Source organism: Streptomyces sp. NPDC127068, assembly GCF_042724695.1.
Lineage (GTDB): Bacteria > Actinomycetota > Actinomycetes > Streptomycetales > Streptomycetaceae > Streptomyces.
In genome coordinates, this window is sequence record NZ_JBHXEN010000002.1 from 1 (window position 1) to 19096 (window position 19096).

8 protein-coding genes are annotated in these 19096 nt (G+C 71.3%); 5 read left to right on the forward strand and 3 right to left on the reverse strand.

Annotated features, from left to right (window positions below; translation table 11 throughout):
* A partial coding sequence (locus ACFWIA_RS01365) for an amino acid adenylation domain-containing protein (RefSeq protein ID WP_386999200.1) occupies positions 1 to 10163 on the reverse strand: 10163 nt, incomplete at its 3' end.
* A gap of 398 nt (positions 10164 to 10561) precedes the next feature.
* Between ACFWIA_RS01365 and ACFWIA_RS01370 the strand changes: the two genes are divergently transcribed.
* Entirely contained in the window at positions 10562 to 11605 is a 1044-nt protein-coding gene (locus ACFWIA_RS01370; protein WP_386999202.1) for an ornithine cyclodeaminase family protein, read from the forward strand.
* A gap of 72 nt (positions 11606 to 11677) precedes the next feature.
* Here the strand turns inward: ACFWIA_RS01370 and ACFWIA_RS01375 are convergent, their stop codons facing one another.
* Together ACFWIA_RS01375 and ACFWIA_RS01380 are read right to left on the reverse strand one after the other, a co-directional pair.
* Positions 11678 to 12235 carry an LmbU family transcriptional regulator gene (locus ACFWIA_RS01375; protein ID WP_386999204.1) on the reverse strand — a complete coding sequence of 186 codons (558 nt, stop codon included), beginning with the start codon at positions 12233 to 12235 and terminating at the stop codon, positions 11678 to 11680.
* 1231 nt (positions 12236 to 13466) lie between these two features.
* On the reverse strand, positions 13467 to 14606 hold the full coding sequence (locus tag ACFWIA_RS01380; RefSeq protein ID WP_386999206.1) for a PucR family transcriptional regulator: 1140 nt from the start codon (positions 14604 to 14606) through the stop codon (positions 13467 to 13469).
* Between the two features lie 86 nt (positions 14607 to 14692).
* On the opposite strand from ACFWIA_RS01380, the gene ACFWIA_RS01385 reads away from it, so the two are divergent.
* The 4 genes from ACFWIA_RS01385 (at position 14693) to lgt (ending at position 19066) form a co-directional block, all read left to right on the forward strand.
* The gene (locus ACFWIA_RS01385) at positions 14693 to 15748 is read left to right on the forward strand and encodes a ferredoxin reductase (RefSeq protein ID WP_386999208.1); all 1056 of its coding nucleotides are present in this window, start codon (positions 14693 to 14695) and stop codon (positions 15746 to 15748) included.
* Positions 15749 to 15756: 8 nt separating this feature from the next.
* Entirely contained in the window at positions 15757 to 16875 is a 1119-nt protein-coding gene (locus tag ACFWIA_RS01390; RefSeq protein WP_386999209.1) for a fatty acid desaturase family protein, read from the forward strand.
* 393 nt (positions 16876 to 17268) lie between these two features.
* Positions 17269 to 17745 (forward strand): hypothetical protein, encoded by a 477-nt coding sequence (locus ACFWIA_RS01395; protein ID WP_386999211.1) that lies wholly within the window; start codon positions 17269 to 17271, stop codon positions 17743 to 17745.
* Positions 17746 to 18022: 277 nt separating this feature from the next.
* Complete coding sequence (gene lgt, locus ACFWIA_RS01400; protein ID WP_386999213.1) at positions 18023 to 19066, forward strand: prolipoprotein diacylglyceryl transferase; 1044 nt, start codon at positions 18023 to 18025, stop codon at positions 19064 to 19066.
* Positions 19067 to 19096 lie beyond the last annotated feature (30 nt).

The window sequence follows — 19096 nt, forward strand, 5'->3', positions numbered from 1 at the left end:
GGGAGGGGTTCGCCGCCGGTGAGGGCGTGGGTGTGTTGGAGGGTGTGGGGGTTGTGGGTGGTGAGGAGGTGCCAGAGGGAGGGGGTGGCTTGGATGTGGGTGGGTTGGGTGTGGTGGATGAGTTGGGTGAGGGTGGTGGGGTCTTTGAGTGTGTGTTGGGGGGCGAGGTGGGTGGTGGCTCCGGTGGTGAGGGGGAGGTGTATTTCGAGGGCGGCGATGTCGAAGGCGATGGTGGTGAGGGCGAGGAGTCGGTCGTCGGGTGTGAGGTGGAGGTGGTCTTGCATGGCGATGAGGAAGTTGAGTAGTGCCTGGTGGGGGATGACGACGCCCTTCGGCCTGCCCGTCGAACCCGACGTGTAGATCACATAGGCCGCGTTCTGCGCCGACAGCCCGGCCCGTACCGGGTTCTGTCCGTTCGGATGGTCGATCCCCGCCGCCAGCGCGTCGGTGTCGAGGACGAGCACCGGTCGGCTGTCGTCGAGGACGTGGTTGATCCGTGGGGTGGGGTGTTCGGGGTCGATGGGTACGTAGGCGCCGCCGGCTTTGAGTACGGCGAGGAGGGCTGCGACGAGGTCGGTGGAGCGGGGGAGCTTGATGCCGACGCGTTGTTCGGGGCCGACGCCTTGTTCGGTGAGCCAGTGGGCGATGCGGTTGGCGCGGGTGTTGAGTTGGTGGTAGGTGAGTTCGTCGTCGCCGCAGACGACCGCGAGGGCGTCGGGGGTGCGGGCTGCTTGTGCTTCGAAGAGGTCGGACACGGTCGTGTCGGGGAGTTCTCGTGCGGTGTCGTTTCCGGTGTGGAGGAGGCGTTCGCGTTCGCCGGGGAGGAGGACGTCGATGCGGGAGACGTGCTGGTCGGGGTCGTCGACCAAGTGCTGGAGCACCTGGACGTAGCGTTCCGCGATCAGTTCGACGGTCGTGGGGTCGAACAGGTCCGTCGCGTACTCGATGCCCCCGACCGCACCCCCGCCCGCCACCGGCGCCAGATTGAAGAACAGGTCGCACTTGGCGGTGCCGGTCGTCACCGGGTCGAGTGTGACGTCCAGGCCCGGCAGCTCCAGTTCGGGCCGGGCCGTGTTCTGCCAGACGAACATCACCTGGAACAGCGGGTGGTACGCGGTCGAGCGCGCGGGGTTGAGGAGCTCCACCAGCCGTTCGAAGGGCAGGTCCTGGTGGTCGTAGGCCGCGAGCGAGGTGTCACGCGTGCGGTCCAGGAGCTGGGTGAACGTCGGGTCGTCACCGAGGTCGACCCGCAGCGTCCACATGTTCACGAAGAAGCCGACGAGATCGACGAGCGCCTCGTCGGTGCGCGCGGCGATGGGCGAGCCGATCGTGAGGTCGGGGCCGCCGCCGAGCCGGTGCAGCAGGACGGCCAGCGCGGACTGGAGGAACATCGGCGTGGTCAGCCCCCGCTGGCGGGCCGACTCCTCGACCGCGCCCAGCAGTCCGGGGTCCAGCAGGAAGGAACGGGTTTCGCCCCGGTGCCCGGCGACGGCGGGCCGTGGCCGGTCGGCGGGAAGTGCCAGCGGCTGCGGGACCCCGGCGAGCCGGTCCCGCCAGTGGGCGGCCTGGACCGCCGCGATGCTTCGCGGATCGTCGTCGTCCCCGAGGAGTTCACGCTGCCACAGCGTGTAGTCGGCGTACTGCGCGGACAACTCCGGGAACACGGGCCGCGTCCCGTCCCGGCGGGCTGCGTACGCGGTGGAGAGATCGCGGGTCAGCGGTGCGATCGAGGCGCCATCGGCGGCGATGTGATGGATCGTCAGCAGAAGGAGGTGCTCCCGGGGCCCAGTCCGCAGGACATCGGCCCGCAGTGGGACGTCCGCCGAGAGGTCGAACGGCCGTCGGGCGAGATCGTCCACCGTCCGGGACAGCAGGCCGGGGGTGACCTCGTGGACGGGGACGGCGGGCCGGGCGTGTTCCGGGTCGAGGACCCGCTGGTACGGGGTGCCGTCGGCGTCCTCGGGGAACACCGTGCGCAGGCTCTCGTGCCGTTCGACGACGTCCCCGACCGCCGCCGCCAGTGCGTCGAGGTCCACTTGGCCCCGCAGCCGCACGGACATGGGGATGTGGTAGGTGGCCGACGGCCCCTCGAAGCGGTGGAGGAACCACAGCCTGCGCTGGGCGAACGACAGCGGCACCCGGTCCGGCCGCACCCGGCGTCCCAGCGCGGGCCGCACCCGTCCGCCGCTCGTCAGTCGCAGGGCCAGTGCGGCGGCCGTCGGGGCCTGGAACACCCAGCGGACGGGGATCTCCGCACCGAGCGCCGCACGGATGCGGCCCACGAGCCGGGTGGCGAGCAGCGAGTGGCCCCCGCATGCGAAGAAGTCGTCGTCGAGACCGATCCGTCCGGCCCCGAGCACCTCGGCGAACAGGGCGCACAGCACTTCCTCGCGCGGGGTGCGCGGTGCCCGGTGCCTCCCGCCGGTGAACTCCGGTTCGGGCAGGGCCGACCGGTCGAGCTTGCCGTTGGGGGTGAGCGGCAGCCGGTCCATGACCAGGACCGCCGCGGGGACCATGTAGTCCGGCAGGGAGTCGGCCGCGTAGGCGCGCAGGGCCGACGCGGTCACGTCACCGCTCGGGTCGGCCGGGTCGCCGGCCGGGTCCGGGCTGCCGGACGGTGGCAGGGCGCGGGGCTCCTCGGGCACCACGTAGGCGGCGAGATAGCGTCCGCCGCCCGCCGCGCGGCTCTCCCGGGCGACGACCACCGCCTGGGCGACACCGGGCCGCCGGGTCAGCACCGCCTCGACCTCGGCGGGTTCGACACGATGACCGCGGATCTTGACCTGGTGGTCGACGCGGCCCACGAACACCAGTTGCCCGCCGGCGTCGAGCCGGGCCAGGTCACCGGTGCGGTACATACGGGTGCCGGGCGGACCGTACGGGTCGGCGACGAACCGTTCGGCGCTCTGGCCGGGGCGGCCGTGGTAGCCGCGGGCCGTGCCGTCCCCCGCGATGTACAGCTCACCCACCACCCCCGGGGGCACCGGAGTCAGCCCCGGGCCGAGGGTGTGGATGCGCAGATTGGGCAGCGGGGTCCCGATGGGGACACTGCCCGTGCCGTCCCACGGCCGTGGCCCGGCCACCGTGAACGCGCTCGTGTAGAACGTCTCGCACGGACCGTACGTGTTCACCACCCGGACCCCGGGAATCGCCTCACGGACCCGGCGCACCAGGTCGGCGGGCAGTGCCTCACCGCCGAACACCACGGTGTCCGCCTTGATCCGCCCCGTCATCTGCTCCACCAGTTCCGCGAACGCCGAGGGCACGGTGCTGATCACTCCGCCCGCCCAGCCGTCGCGCTCGGCCAACACCAGGACGTCGCGGACCAGTTCGAGGACACCGCCGGAGCACAGCGGCGCGAAGACCTCGAACACGGAGATGTCGAAGGCGACGGACGTCCCCGCGAGCATCCGTGAGCCCTCGGGTACGGCGAGCCAGTCGGGCATCCGCAGCACGGCGTTCACCGCGCCGCCATGGGTGACGGCCACGCCCTTGGGCACCCCGGTCGTCCCGGAGGTCCCCATCACATACGCGAGCAGGCCGGGCCGCAGGGGCGCCGTACGGTCCCGGTCGGTGGGATCGTCGTCCCAGCCGTCGCCGTACCCCACCTCGTCCAGGTACAGCCGGGGCACCTCGGTGTCCGGCAGCACCGCCCCGCTCGGGGTGTCCGTCAGCACCAGCCGGGGGGAGCCTGCCGCGAGCACCGCTGCCAGCCGGGCCGAACCGTGCTCGGGGTCGATCGGCAGATACGCGGCACCGGACTTGAGGACGCCCAGCAGGCCCGCGATCAGCTCCGCCGACCGGGGCAGCGCCACCGCCACCACCGACTCCGGGCCGATACCGCGCCGGATGAGCTGGTGCGCGAGCCGATTGGCCCGTGCGTTCAGCTCCCCGTACGACAGGGACACATCCTCGCAGACCAGGGCCAGGGCGTCCGGTGCTGCCGCCACCCTGCGCTCGAACAGATCGACGAGGGTCAGTTCCGGGGTGGGCTCCGCGGTGTCGTTGAAGGAGGCGAGCAGCTCCTGTTCGGCGGGTTCCAGCACGCCGATCTCCCGGACCGGGAGCCGGGGGTCCCGGGCGACCCGGCGCAGCACGTGGGCCAGCCGCCGCGCGAGCCGGTCGGCCGTCGCCTGGTCGAACACGTCCTGCTGGTACTGGAGCGACAGTCTCAGCAGCGGGTCGGCCACCGCGAGGAGGGTCATCGGGTAGTGCGTGGCCGCGAAGGGACGGACCCCGGTGACGGTGAGCCCGGCCGATGCGTCGGCGTCGCTGAGCGCGGCACGGTCCACCGGGAACGACTCGAACACCACGAGCGTGTCGAACAGGGCGTCGTGCCCGCAGGCGCGCTGGACGTCGGCCAGCCCGCAGTGGTGGTGCTCCAGCAGCGCGGCCTGCCGCTCCTGGAGGTCCGCGAGCAGTGGCCCGAACGGCCCGTCGGGGGCGCACCGCACCCGTACCGGCACGGTGTTGACGAACATTCCGACCATGGTGTCCGCGCCGGGCAGACCGGCGGGGCGTCCCGACACGGTCGTCCCGAACAGGACGTCGTTACGGGCCGTCACCTCCGCGAGCAGCACTGCCCACGCGCCCTGCACCAGGGTGTTGAGGGTGACCCCCGCCCCGGCCGCGCAGCGGGCCAGGGCCCGCGCGTCCGTCGCGTCGAGGGGTACGTCGGTGTGGCCGACGCCGGGTGCCCCGGGCCGGGTCGTGAGGGCCGACGCGAGCATCGTCGGCTCCGCGACCCCGGCCAGCTCCTCGGCCCACACCCGCAGCGACTCCTCGCGGTCCACCTCCGACAGCCACCGCAGGAACTCCCGGTACCCCCGGTGCGGTGCCGTTGCGGCAGCGGTGTCCGGCTCCCCGTACAGGCGCAGCAGATCACCGATGAGGACCGGCAGCGACCAGCCGTCGAGCAGGACGTGGTGGACCCCGAGGACCAGTTCGGCGCGGTCCGGCCCGAGGGTCACCAGCGTCATCCGCAGCAGGGGCGGCGCCGCGGGGTCGAATCGGGTCGCCAGGTCGTCGGTCAGGAGTTCCTCGAACGCGGCGTCCCGCTCCGCCGCCGGCAGGCCGCTGAGGCCCACCTGCCGCCACGGCAGGTCCACCCCGTCGATGACGAGTTGCACCGGGTCGCCCGCGGGGTCCGTGACGAACGCCGTCCGCAGGTTCGGGTAGCGGTCGAGGAGCCGGCGGCCCGCGGTCCGGAGGCGTTCCGGGTCGACGGGACCGCTCAGATGCAGGACGTACTGCATCTGGTACGCGTCGGACGACTCGTCCGACAACCGGGTGTGGAACAGCAGCCCGGACTGGAGCGGCGTGAGCGGCCATGCGTCCGACAGGCCGGGGAAGCGCCGCTCCCAGGCGCTGACGGTGTCCGCTGCGACCTGGACCAGCGGCAGGTCGGAGGGGGTCAGACCGCCGCCGCCGTGCTCGGTGACGTGACGGGCGAGCCCGCTCAGCGCGGTGGACCAGAGCCCGGCCAGCGCCTCGACCTCGGTACGGGACAGGACCCCGGTCGGGAAGGTGAAGAGCCCCGTCAGCCGCTCCGTGCCCGGTCCGTCGCCGGTGACGACGACCCCGATGTCCAGCGCGGCCGGCACCGGGGTCGCCGGGTCGGGTGCCGCGACCGGTTCGGGGGTCCGGGCCGCCCGGGTCCAGCCGAGTCCCCGCAGCCGGGCGGGCATGTCGGTGTGCGAGAACCGGCCCAGGTAGTTGAACTGGATCTGCCCCGCCGGACACTGCCGCAGCTGTGGGCCCGTCTCCGGGTTGAGGTAGGTGAGCAGCCCGTGGCCGATGCCCTTGTCGGGGACGGACCGCACCTGTTCCTTCACCGCTGAGATCATCTCGCCCGCGGCGGTGCCGCCCGCGAACGCCTGGTCGAGGTCGCTGTCGCCGAGGTCGAGCCGGACCGGGAACACGGTGGTGAACCAGCCCACCGAACGGGACAGATCGGTGCCGGGGACGACGTCCTGGGCGCGGCCGTGGCCCTCCAGCCGGATCAGTGCCGAGGTGCCGCGTTCCCCCCGGTCCCGGCGGCGGCGGACGAGGGCCATCCCCAGTGCGGCGAGGAGGACGTCCTCGACACTGCCGTGGAAAGCCGCGGGGACCTCCGTGAGCAGGGCGCGGGTCAGCGCGCCCGACAACTCCACCCGGACGGTGTCCGCCGTGGACATCAGATCCACGGCGGGATCGATGGGCCGTGTCCCCAGCAGCGGTTCGGGTGCCTCGGTGATCCGGCGCCACAGCGGCAGTTCCGCGGTGCGTCCCGGCCGGACGGCCTCCGCCAGCAGCGCGTGCGTCCAGCCGCGCAACGAGGTCGTCACCTCCGGCAGTTCGGGGCTCTCCCCCGCGGCGACCTGTCGCCAGGCGTCCGCGAGATCGGGCAGCAGCACCCGCCACGACACCCCGTCGACGGCCAGATGGTGAACGGCGACCAGCAGCCGTCCGGCCCGTCCGGGCCCCGGGTCCAGCCAGACGAAGCGGATCATGACCCCGGCCGCCGGGTCCAGCCGCGCCACGGCCGCGGCGGCCTCGCTCCGGATCAGGTCGTCGGTCGGCGGGCCGTCGTCGCGGTCGCCGTCGTCGGCCGGGTCCGGATGCCAGCGGACCCGGTGGACGAGTCCCCGTACGTCCGTGCTGCCGCGCGGGGGCACGAACAGGCTCCCGTACGGCCCACCGCTCCCGTCGCGGTCACCGTTCTCGGGCAGGAGCCGTGCACGCAGCGCGTCGTGCCGGTCGAGCACCGCGCCGAGGGTCGCCGCGAGACCGTCCGCGTCGATGCCCAACGGCAGGTCCAGCACGATCCACTGGGCGAACCGGTCCAGCCCCGGGCCCCGTGCGGCGAGGGCCGCCGCCACCGGGAGCAGCGGCATCCGGCCGAGTCCCGCGCCCGCCGGCTCCGGTGCGCGGCCGTCGGCACCGGCGGTTCCGGCGGCCCGGGCCGCTCCGGCGAGTGCGGCGACGGTCCGGTGCAGGAACACGTCCTGGGGCCGCAGCCCCAACCCGGTGGCCCGGGACACCACCTGGATCGCCAGGATGCTGTCGCCGCCCAGAGTGAGGAAGTCGTCGTCCGCGCCGACCTCGTCCAGCCCGAGGACATCGGCGAACACCTCCGCGAGGACCCGTTCCTCCGGGGTGGTCGGTGCGCGCCGGACGCCCCCGCCGGACTCCGGCTCCGGCAGCGCGGCCCGGTCGAGCTTCCCGTTGGGGCCGAGCGGCAGCCGGTCCAGCGTCACGAACGCCGCGGGCACCATGAAGTCGGGCAGCCGGGCAGCGGCGAAGGTCCGCAGCTCACCCGCGTCGACACCCGCCCGGAAGTCGATGTCCCCGGCCCGGCCGGCCACACTGCTGCCGACCCCTCCGGAGCCCACCGGGACGACGTAGGCCACCAGCCGCTGATGGCCACCGCCCGCCGGGCCCTCCCGGACGACCACCGCGGCCCGCGCCACGCCGGGGTGGAGCAGCAGCGTCGCCTCGATCTCGCCCGGCTCGATCCGGAACCCGCGGATCTTGACCTGCTGGTCGGCCCGGCCGAGGAACTCCATCTCGCCTTCGTCGTTCCACCGGGCGAGGTCACCGGTGCGGTACATGCGGTCCCCCGGCCCGCCGAACGGGTCGGCCAGGAACCGCCCGGCGCTCAGCGCGGGTCGGCCCAGATAGCCGCGGGCCAGACCCGCCCCCGCCAGGTACAGCTCGCCGGGCGCGCCCTGCGGTACGGGACGCAGCCAGTCGTCCAGGACGTACAGCCGGGTGTTGTGGATGGGGCGCCCGATCGGTACGGGGGACACTCCGGCGCGGCACTGCCAGGCGGTCACGTCGACGGCCGCCTCGGTCGGCCCGTACAGATTGTGCAGCGGGGTGTCCAGCACGTGCCGGAACCGGGTGACGAGTGCGGCGGGCAGCGCCTCACCGCTGCACACCACGCGCCGCAGACCGGTGCAGGAGGCCGCGCCCGGATCACCGAGGAACTCCGCCAGCATCGACGGGACGAAGTGCGCCGTCGTCACGCCCTCGCGCCGGATCAGCTCGGCCAGGTACGCGGGGTCCTTGTGCCCCTCCGGACGGGCGACCACGAGGGTGGCTCCCGTGACGAGCGGCCAGAAGAACTCCCACACGGACACGTCGAAGCCCGCGGAGGTCTTCTGCAGCACCCGGTCGGTGGCATCGAGCCCGTACGCCTCCTGCATCCACCGCAGCCGGTTGGCGATCGCCCGGTGGGACACGACGACGCCCTTGGGCTGTCCGGTGGAGCCGGAGGTGTAGATCACGTACGCGGGATGGGCCGGGGCGGGCGGCCGGCCGGGCCCCGCGTCGTCCGGGTCGTCCGGGTGGTGCCGGGTGGGGAGGAGCGTGTCCACGGTCAGTCGTGGGGTGTCCGCGGCCGGCAGCCGGTCGGCCAGACCGGTGGTGGTGAGCAGCAGCGCGGGCGCCGCGTCCCGCAGTACGTGCTCGACCCGGTGCGCGGGGTGTTCGGGGTCGACGGGGAGATAGGCGGCCCCCGACCGGAGGACCGCGAGCAGCGACACCACCAGCTCCGCGGAGCGGGGGAGCGCCACCGCGACGATCCGTTCCGGGCCCGCGCCCCGCTCCCGCAGGAGCCGGGCCAGCCGGTGGGAGCGGGCGTCGAGTTCGCGGTAGGTCAGGGTGGTGCCCTCGAAGCGCACGGCCTCGGCGTCTGGGGTGGCGGCGGCCTGTCGGGCGAAGAGTTCGGGGATGCTCTCCCCGGGCCCGGGGGCCCGCGTCGCGTTGAACTCCGTGAGCAGTCGCCGGTGTTCGTCGTCGCCGAGCATGCCGAGGGCCCGCACGGGCGCCGTCGGGTCCTGTGCGCAGGTGCGCAGGAACGTGACGAGCCGTTCGCACAGGACGGCCGCGTCGGTGTCCCGGTACAGACCGGGCGGGGTGTCGACCCGGACGTACAGCCCACCGTCCTCGTGACCGTCGCCGTACGTGGACACCATCACCTCGTCGACCACTCCGAAGGAGCCGCCGACGAACGTGGCCGGGGTGCCCGCGAGGTCGAGCGGCTCCACCGGGGGCATGACGTTGACGATGGCGCCGAACGGGCTCCGCCCGGAACCGGTCGGCCCGGTGGCCCGCCGGATCTCCGAGACCTGGAGCCCGGCGTGCCGGAACACCCGGCGCCGGGCGTCGCCGAAGGCCCGCGCCACGTCGCCCAGGCTCTGTTCCGGGGTGACCGGCAGTCGCAGGGGCAGGATGTTGGAGAGCACGCCCGGGGTCAGCCGTCCGGGTCCGAAGCGGTTGCCGACCGTCACGGAGAAGAGCGGCTGGGGCAGTCCGCTCAGATTGCGCAGGAACAGTGCGGTTCCCGCACCGAGCAGGCCGGCCAGGTCCGTGCCCGCCTCCCGGGCCGCACGGGCCCAGGCGTCGGTGTCCCGCCGGGGAACGGCCACGGTGTGGTTGCCGACGCCGAGCACGCGGGTCACCTCGCCCCAGTCGCGCGGATGCCGCCGGGGTGCGCCCCGGTCCCCGCCGGGGGCGGAGGAGTACGTGGTGGAGGGCGCGGGGGCGAGGTCTCGGGGGAGCCGGGCCGCCTGCGAGGGGTCCGTGAGGTAGCCGCGCCAGAACTCAACGTCGCGGGTGAACCGGGGCGAGGAACGGTAGTCGGCGTCCGCGGCGGCGAGGACCCCGGGCTCCGCGTACCCGGATTCCGGTACCGGGGTCCCGGCCCGCAGCGCGGAGTACACCCGGGCGATGCGGTGCGACAGCAGGGTGAACACCCCGTGCGCGTCGGTGACGACATGGGGGAACACCAGGGCCAGCAGACAGCGTTTCCCGGTCAGTCGGACCACCCCGGCGCGGAACAGCGCGTCATGCGCCAGATCGAACGTTTGAGCGACCAGTCCGGCGATCAGGTCCCGTGCCGCCGCCTCCGGGTCGGGCTCCGCGCGAAGATCGACTGAGAAGGGCTGCCAGTCCCCGAGGTCACGGGTGACCTGGCGCAATCCTTTCGTTCCCTCCCGGAAGTTGACGCACAGGGTCGGTGTGGACGCGAAGGCTTCCCGCAGGGCGGCGCCGAGCGTTTCCGTGTCGACCGTGCCCGCGACGTCCCAGAGCGCCGTCACGTTGTTCGGTACGTCCGGCGTCAACCGCTGCGCCAGCCAGAAGCGCTCCTGGGCCGACGACACACTGAAAGAACGCATGCGGACATCTCCTCAACGGCGGAAAGCGGGAACTGGAGATCGCGCGGAAGCCCTCAGACTCAGGGCTGCGCACCAGGTGGTCAACTCGCTTGAAAGACTTGGGGCAGGCTTGCCGACAGGTGGGTGCCGTCCTGTCGACAGGACGAACCGCACCGGTGGTCCGCGGAATACCGGGAAAGGGATCGTCCAGGTGTTCGCGAAGGGCGCCGACCGACTGCTAGCGTGACCTTTCGCTTTGCTGCCCGGCGGCTGTTCGCCGTCTGCGGGACCGCCGGCAGCGATCCACCGGTCATAGGGGGAATTCCCTCGGCCCGCTGTCCCGGAATGTCATCGGACCACAGCACGCCGCCGGATTTCTGGGCGTCGTGCAGCCACTGAACTGAGGTGAGGAGTGCTCTGTGGAGAACACCTGGCTGATCGGTCAGGACGACGTCGCGCGCATCCTGCACATCGTCGGCCGCGACGCCTTGATGCGCCGCATGATTTCCACGCTGGAGAAAGGCTTCACAGAACTGGGGCAGGGTCTTTGGTCAGATTCACCGATACGCACCGGCTTCACCCGGACAGGAGACGTTCCCGGCGTCATAGAGACGATGCCGCACCGCGAACCGCGGGCCGGGGTCACCGTCAAGACCATCTCCTACAGCCCCCGGAACATCGCTGACCATCATCTGCCGACGATCCTCGGCACGATCGCACGCGTCGATGACGACACGGGCCGGCTCGTCGCCCTCACCGACGGGGTCCTGCTGACGGCCGTCCGTACCGGCGCGGCGTCCGCCGTGGCGACCACGCGGCTGGCGCACGCCGGGTCCCGGACCGTCGGCATGATCGGCACGGGCGCGCAGGCGGTCACCCAACTGCACGGCCTCAGCCTGGTGCTGGACATCGACCGGGTCCTCGTCCACGACATCGACCCGGCACACGAGCGCACCTTCGCCCGCCGGGCGGACTTCCTCGGCCTCGACGTCCGCTCGGCCCGACCCGGCGAGATCCTCGCCGCGGCGGACGTGCTGTGCACCGCGACCTCGGTACCGGTCGCGGCGGGGCCCGTGCTCCCGGACGGGGACCACGCGCCGCATCTGCACATCAACTCGATCGGCGCGGACGAGATCGGCAAGACCGAACTGCCGGTCACCCTGCTACGGCGGGCGCTGGTCTGCCCGGACCACCGCGGCCAGGCGCTGCGCGAAGGGGAGTGCCAGCAACTGGCGGACGACGGGATCGGCCCGACGCTGGCCGAGGTGTGCGCCTCACCCGACGAGACGTACCGGGACCGGCTGACGGTCTTCGACTCCACGGGGTTCGCCTTCGAGGACCATCTGGCGCTGGATGTGTTCATGGACCTCGCCGAGGAACTGGGGCTGGGCACCAAGGTCTCGATCGAGGGCCGTCCGGAGGATCTGCTCGACCCGTACTCGATCAGCGGGCCTCGTGCCTGACCTGCCGCGAGGGTGAGCCCCCGGGGCCGGAACCTGTGCTCGGTTCCGGCCCCGGTTCGTGGGGTGGGGTGTTCAGGCCGCCGGCCCGGTCCCCTCGGCGAGGGTCTGCTCCGCCGCGCGGTCGAGGACGGAGAGCATCCAGCTCCCGAAGTCGCTGCCGCTGTGGTCCGCGGCCCGGCGCCAGGACACGAGCCTGCTGCTGGGCACCCGGATGCGCGGGATCATCGCGAGATCGGGGGTCTCGCTCCCGCACCCCGAGCGCTCCGCCTGGATACGGGCGCGCAACTGCTTGGTCGTCCACTGCTTGAGCTCCGCCTTGTCGAGCAGCCGGTCCCGCTCGTCGTGCGCGAGCGACGCCACTTCGGCGTGATGCTGGAAGCTCAGCCCGCACCGCCGCTGCGCCAGGGGGAACTGACCGGCGACCCAGGCGTAGTTGCGCAGCGTCTGGTACTGGAGCCCGGCCGCCCGCAAGGCCCGCTGATACCGGTCGGAGTAGTGCTCCTTCCCGTAGATCAACCAATCGCCCAGGCACCAGGAGGACGAGTCCACGATGTCGGACAGACGCCGCCCGGCTCGCTCCCACTCATGGAAGCTCAGGTTCGGAGGAAAGCGCAGCCCGACTTTTGTCATGAGGAGCTGTTCTGGCTCGGGTCGCCCATTGCGTGGTGTGCCGGGAGGTGGATTGGGCGCCCGTTGTTCCTTGCTTCGGGTGCTGGACAGGTCCGCCCGAGTTCTGATCATTTTTTGCGATCCCCCTGGGAAGAGATTTCCGCGCAAACAAACGAACAAGGAAAATCTTGTCTGCCTCCGGAGGCGAACAGCATTCACCGCCGGTCGTTACTGGGGCTCGGCCGCGCACAGCCGGACGGGGACGTGATGATTTCATGGGTGGTTCGCCGATGCAGCATGCCGGTTTGTCACCGGAAAGAAGAACACGACTGGTGTGTCGACCCTTGAGAGCCCGCGACGGAGGGGACGTCGATGACTCTTCTCGGTTTTGCCATCGCGGGGTGGCGCTCTTTCACGCTTCCTCCGCGCTCGTTGCGTTCGCACACCGTCAGGAGTTTGAGGGGGAACTCCTGGGATTGGTGTTCATTCTCGAATGGCTTTGCTGCACCGACCGTGCTGCGTGAATTACGTTACGTGATCTCGAAACCGCCAGTCAAGGGAGGTACTCGGTAGGGTGTGATCGCGAACAGTTCACGGCGGAAATGAATGCGGCGGCTGAAACTCGACCTTCGCGAAAGAGTCGCTCCCCGGGGTGGTGCGCACGCCGCCCGCATCACCGGCCGCTGTGGGCACGACGACCGATGGCTCGATCGGCCACGGCCGTCCACCCCGGACGCGCGGACGAGGGGTGCGGGCACTCCTCCACCGGGAGGTCGGTCGGACGCGGCGCTAGGGACGGATCGCACCACGGACGGCCTGGCGCCGCCGGGTGGCCCCGGCGCTCCGCAGCTTTCAGAATCCCGGCAATCCCCTCCTCAGCTTCGTCGTGCGTGTCCTTGCCTTCGGAGAGGGACCCGCGGCGCCTGGAGGCGGGACGGAGCCAGCGCACGCGGGCCCGGCGGGGGCGGTGCTCGATGTCGCCGGCCACTGGCACCCCGAGCGGAACGGCCTCGGTGTAGGGCATCAGCTCACCTGACCGGGCGTGACACGGCGTTCGGCGAGCCAGGTCTCCACAGCGCGATTCCCTTGACCGGCGGCCGGTCTCCGGATGCACGAGGAGCAGACGTCTGATCGGACGCACGGTCAGGTCGTTCGTTTCCACGGTCACGACACGCTCCGGTGAAGGAGCCCGTCCGCTCCGGGGGCCGTCAGGCGCGATCCGCCCCCCCCGGGGGGGGCACCAGCGCGGTGATCAGTCGCCCCGCAGTCCGACCGCCAGCGTCAGTTCGAGCACCCGGTGTGGCGATGCGAGATCCGGAAACAGCTCCCGCAACTGCCCCATCCGGTACCGGACCGTCTGGGGATGGACGAACAACGCCGCCGCCACCTCCTCCCGTCTGCCCTGGTGCAGCAGCCACGCCCGCAACGTCTCCTCCAGCCGCCGTGCCGTCACGGCCGGCAAGGTCCGCAGCGGTGCGAGGGCTCGGGCGCGCAGGTCCGCGAACGCGTCCGCGTCGGCGCGCAGCACCAGCTCGGGCAGGTGGTCCTCGGTGTCGCGCACATCGGAGGAGAGGGAGCGGGCGCGGACGGCTCGTGCGTACGAGGCGGACGCCCGGATCCACGGCCGGGCCGGGCCGACCACGGCGGTGCGGTCGGTCAGCTGACTCAAGAGGTGTGACCGATCGGCGTCGGGGACGAGCAGCACACCGGTGGCGTCCGGTAGATCGTCGAGGACGAGGGTGCTCGGGTCGAGCGCACGGTAGGCGGGCCGGGCCTGGGCGGCGGGCAGGAGGACCGCGGTCAGTGAAACCGGGGGCTGCCAGGCTGCCCGCCCGGCAGAGGCCAGCAGCACGTCCGGGCTCGCGCCGGTGAGGAGGTCGCGGGCCAGGTGTTCCAGGTGGCGCTCGTGGGCCCGGCCCCGGGCGGCCAGCTCGTCGGCGTGGCCTGCAGCACTCGCGGCGGAGAGCTCGTCGATGTAGGCGAAGGTCAGCTCGGCGAACTTGGCGACCTCGGCGGCGGGCAGACCCGCGGGTACGGCACCCGCCGCCAGGCATCGCCAGGCCACGCGGGCGCCGACGCGGTAGGCGCTGAGCAGGGCGTCCATCGACCGGCCGTCGCGCACCTCGCCGCGGCCCAGCTCGTAGGCTGCGTCACCGGCGTCGCCGGCCATGGCGTTCCCGCTCGCGCGGTCCAGGTAGTGCCCCAGAGCGGTGCGGACGGCTCGGCGGATGGTGCCGCCCATGCGGCCCGACAGCGCGTTGGCGTACGGCGGGACCTCGTCGATGATCGCCTGGACGACCTCGTCGGCCGTGCCCTTCAGCGCGGCCCGCAGCGCGGTGACCGTCGTCTCATCGAGGGCCAGCTCGGTGGCCCTCCTGATGACATACCCCATGTTTTGTTCCCTGCGAACAATTCAGCCGACTAGATTCACGTCCTACGGGTAAGACTTTACGCCCGGAGGCGCATCAAGCTGGAGTCATGACGAGTGCAGCCCTCCGCAGTAGGGCGTGGAAACTGCTGGAGATGGTGACGACGCCGCTTTTGCCGTCGGACTACCTCGACCTGGTCAGCCCGCTGCGTGCGGGTGCGGACCTGCGGGGGCGCATCGAGGCCGTGCATCCCGAGACGGGTGACGCCGCGACCATCGTGATCAGGCCCGGACGGGGCTGGCGCGGCCACACGGCCGGTCAGTACGTGCGGATCGGGGTCGACGTCGACGGGGTGCGCCTGTGGCGTGCCTACTCCATCACCTCGCCGACGAACCGTCGGGACGGCCGCGTCACGATCACCGTGAAGGCGATCCCGGACGGCAAGGTCAGCAACCATCTGGTCCGCAGGACGGAAGCAGGCACGCTGATCCAGCTCGACCAGGCGACCGGTGACTTCGTGCTGCCGCAGGCCAAGCCCGCCAAGGTGCTCTATCTGACGGCCGGCAGCGGCATCACGCCGGTGATGGGCATGCTGCGCGACACCGAGTTCGACGACGTCGTCATGGTCCACTGCGCGCCACGGCCGCAAGACGTGATCTTCCGCGACGATCTGCACGAGCTGGTCGCGGACAGGAAGCTGCGTCTCACCGAGGTGCACACCGACACGGACGGCACGCTCGACATCGCCCGTTTCGACGAACTCGTGCCCGACTGGGCCGAGCGCGAGAGCTGGGCTTGCGGGCCCGCGGGCCTGCTCGACGCCGCCGAAGCGCACTGGGCCGAGCACGGCGTGCCCGAGCGTCTGCACACCGAACGCTTCCGCACCGCCCTCGCCGTCGTCGGTGACGGTGGCGCGGTCACGTTCAGCACCACCGGCAAGACCGTCGAAGCGGACGGCGCCACGCCGTTGCTGGACGTCGGCGAGGAGGCCGGCGTGCTCATGCCCTCCGGGTGCCGCATGGGCATCTGCTTCGGCTGCGTCACGCCGCTCAAGGCGGGCGCCGTCCGCGACCTGCGCACCGGCGAGATCACCGAGTCCGAGCCGGGCGTCCTCATCCAGACCTGCGTGTCCGCCGCGGCGGGCCCCTGCGACATCGAACGGTAGGAACAACCTTGACCGCCATCGACCCCACCGCCCACCTGACCGCAGAGCAGATCGAGGAGCTCGGCCGCGAGCTGGACGCCATCCGCGACGAGGTGATCGCCAGCCGCGGCGAGAGGGACGCCGCCTACATCCGCAAGGTCATCTCGGCGCAGCGCAGGCTCGAACTGGTCAGCCGGGGCGTGCTGCTGTTCTCCCTCTTCCCGCCCGCGTGGGTGATCGGCACCGTCGGCCTGTCCGTGGCGAAGATCATGGACAACATGGAGATCGGCCACAATGTGCTGCACGGCCAGTGGGACTGGATGCGGGACCCGAAGATCCACTCCACCACCTGGGAGTGGGACCACGTCTCGCCGGCCGAGCAGTGGAAGCACTCGCACAACGAACTGCACCACACGTACACCAACGTGATCGGCAAGGACAACGACCTCGGCTACGGCATCATGCGCGTCGACGAGGACCAGCGGTGGCACCCGTTCCACCTCGGCCAACCGCTGTGGAACTTCATCAACGCCTGCTTCTTCGAGTACGGCATCGCCGCGTACGACCTGGAGCTCGGCAAGAACCTGAGCAAGCGCCGCCGCAAGGACCCGGCGTTCCGCGCGCGGGCCAAGGCCGTGGGCCGCAAGATCCGCAAGCAGGTGCTCAAGGACTACGTGATCCATCCGCTGCTGTCGGGCCCGTCGTTCCTCCCCACGCTCGCCGCCACCTTCACCGCGAACCTGGTCCGCAACATCTGGTCCCACTCGGTGATCATGTGCGGGCACTTCCCCGAGGGCGTCCAGGTCTTCGCGCGCCGGTCGATCAAGAACGAGACGCGCGGCCAGTGGTACCTGCGCCAGATGATGGGCTCGGCGAACATCAGCGGCAGCAGGGCGATGCACTTCATGACCGGCAACCTGTCGCACCAGATCGAGCACCACCTGTTCCCGGACCTGCCGAGCAACCGGTACGCCGAGGTCGCGGTGAAGGTGCGGGCGCTGTTCGAGAAGTACGAGCTGGAGTACGTCACCGGGCCGCTGCCCAAGCAGGTGTTCTCCGCGTGGTGCAAGGTCTTCCGGCTGTCCCTGCCCAACAGGAAGCCGAAGGCCAAGACGCCGGACCGCGACCAGGGGCTCGTCGCGGCCTGATCGCGGTACGGGGTCGGACGTGCGTTGGCCTGCGGCGCGTCGCCGGTTCTTCGTACGTACCGTGATTCCCTTGGGGCGAACGGTCTTGATGGTGCGTCACAAATTGAGGTCGTGTGCGGAAAACGCGCTGAGTGAAAGCAGGATCTTCCCGATTGGGTGATCTTCTGGTCTCACGAAATCAAGAGCTCCCCCTAGGATTCGCCCATTGCACACTCCGGGGAGGGCGATGTCAGTCGGATAGCCCTAAAGTGTCCATCCCGCCTGTTCGCGAAGGGCTGTCCCGTAAATGACCTTCGAGTCGCCTCGGCGAAACCCGGCCGTCGTGCGATGCCGAGCACGGCGTGGTGGAGAGCCGCGGAACAAGATGTTCTCGAAGATCGACAGCATGGCACGATGGCCACCATGTCAGGTCAAGTCTGGGTGTCACTCGTGTCGTTGGGCGGCGTCGTCCTCGGTGGCGTGCTGTCCTACCTCGTCCAGCACAGGACTCAACTCTCTGTGGAGCGCGCTGAACAGCAACGGCAGCAGAGCGCCCTGTCGGAGGCTCGGCGCGCGGAACGGCTGGCGCTGCTGGAGCGGTTCATCGAGGTGTCGGCAGAAGCGGAACGCACCGCATACATCAGACCTTCCGAGTGGGAGGACACCGACGCCTGGTACCTCACGGCCCGCGACGTGATGTACCGCTTCTGGGTCGCGGACCGGCTCATCCGCGTCCAGTTCCCCCCACCCGTGCATGACGCAGCACACGCGCACTTCCTCGACCTCAACCGAGCCGTGTGGGAAGGCCTGCCCGACGGCGAGAGCGTACGGGACTACCTGGAGGGCAACCGGTCGGCGTTTCTCGACACGGCCCGCGCAGCGATGGGGTAGCCCACCACAGAGCTCCGGAGATCTCTTGCGGGACAGCCTGTGGCAGGCCGGAGGCCCCTGTCCTCGGCCGGCTGCGCAGGTTCGATGCCCACCGTGCGTCTGCAGCGTCCGATCGGCCCCGCGCCAACGGTGAGTTGACCGCCCGTCATGCCAGGTGCCCGACCGGCACGGTCGCCTGGACGGCGGACGCGGCATCACCGGCCGGACGAGTTCACGTTCCTCGGCACGCCGCAGGAGGGGCGGGCTACGCTCGGTGGTGGTTCTAGGGAGGGCTCTCATGAGAGTGGCGACCATGGCCATTCCGAGCCCGGTCCAAGGCGTCTGGCACCTTGGACCGGTACCGGTGCGGGCCTATGCCGTCTGCATCCTGATGGGCATCCTCGTCGCGGTGTGGCTCACCGAACGGCGATGGGCGCAGCGCGGTGGCGAGCCCGGTGCCGTCCTCGACATCGTGGCCTGGGCGATCCCTTTCGGAATCGTCGGCGGTCGGCTGTATCACGTCGCGACGTCGTGGCAGCCGTACTTCGGTCCCGACGGCGATCCGATCGCCGCGCTGTACGTCTGGGAAGGCGGTCTCGGCGTCTGGGGTGCCATCGGCCTGGGTGCGCTCGGGGCCTGGATCGGCGCCCGACGCGCCGGCGTGCTGCTGCCGCCGTTGGCCGACGCGGCCGCTCCGGGCATCGCGCTGGCACAAGGAATCGGGCGCTTGGGGAACTGGTTCAACAACGAGGTGTACGGCAGCCGTACGGACGTGATCTGGGGCCTGCGCATCCACGAGTGGGACCAGTCCGTCGGCCGTGCCGTACTCGGCCCGGACGGCCGACCAGAGGTTCTCGGGACGTTCCATCCCGTGTTCCTCTACGAGTTGCTGTGGAACTTCGCCGTGGCCGGCGTCGTGATCTGGGCGGACCGCCGGTGGCGGCTCGGACACGGCCGCGTCTTCGGGATGTACGTGGCGCTCTACACGCTGGGCCGGCTGTGGATCGAGGCGCTGCGCATCGACTCGGCGAACCACGTCCTCGGCCTGCGCCTGAACCTCTGGACCGCCATGGCGGTGGGGGTGGTGGCCACGGCACTCACCTTCCTGTCGGCGCGGCGGCACCCCGGCCGCGAAGAGTCGCTGCTGCGTGTCGCCGCCGAAGCGGACGGTGCCGGTCCCGTGCGGCAGGGGGCCGCGCCGGACGAGGGCATCGGGCCCGACCGCACCCGGACTTCCGGTCTTGAGGGCGCGGGAGCCGATTTCGAGGGCGACAAGCCCGACAACGACGACCGCGGCACGGGCCCCGCAAAGGCCCCGTTCGACGACGTGGGAGATGGCTGAGATTCCTCCTGGAAAGGCCGCCGCTCTCGC

What these genes read in the sequence shown, in the direction of transcription:
- ACFWIA_RS01375 (WP_386999204.1), bottom strand. Translation starts at nt 12,235, where the DNA reads ATGACAAAAGTCGGGCTGCGCTTTCCTCCGAACCTGAGCTTCCATGAG.
- ACFWIA_RS01380 (WP_386999206.1), bottom strand. Translation starts at nt 14,606, where the DNA reads ATGGGGTATGTCATCAGGAGGGCCACCGAGCTGGCCCTCGATGAGACG.
- ACFWIA_RS01385 (WP_386999208.1), top strand. Translation starts at nt 14,693, where the DNA reads ATGACGAGTGCAGCCCTCCGCAGTAGGGCGTGGAAACTGCTGGAGATG.
- ACFWIA_RS01395 (WP_386999211.1), top strand. Translation starts at nt 17,269, where the DNA reads ATGGCCACCATGTCAGGTCAAGTCTGGGTGTCACTCGTGTCGTTGGGC.
- lgt (WP_386999213.1), top strand. Translation starts at nt 18,023, where the DNA reads ATGAGAGTGGCGACCATGGCCATTCCGAGCCCGGTCCAAGGCGTCTGG.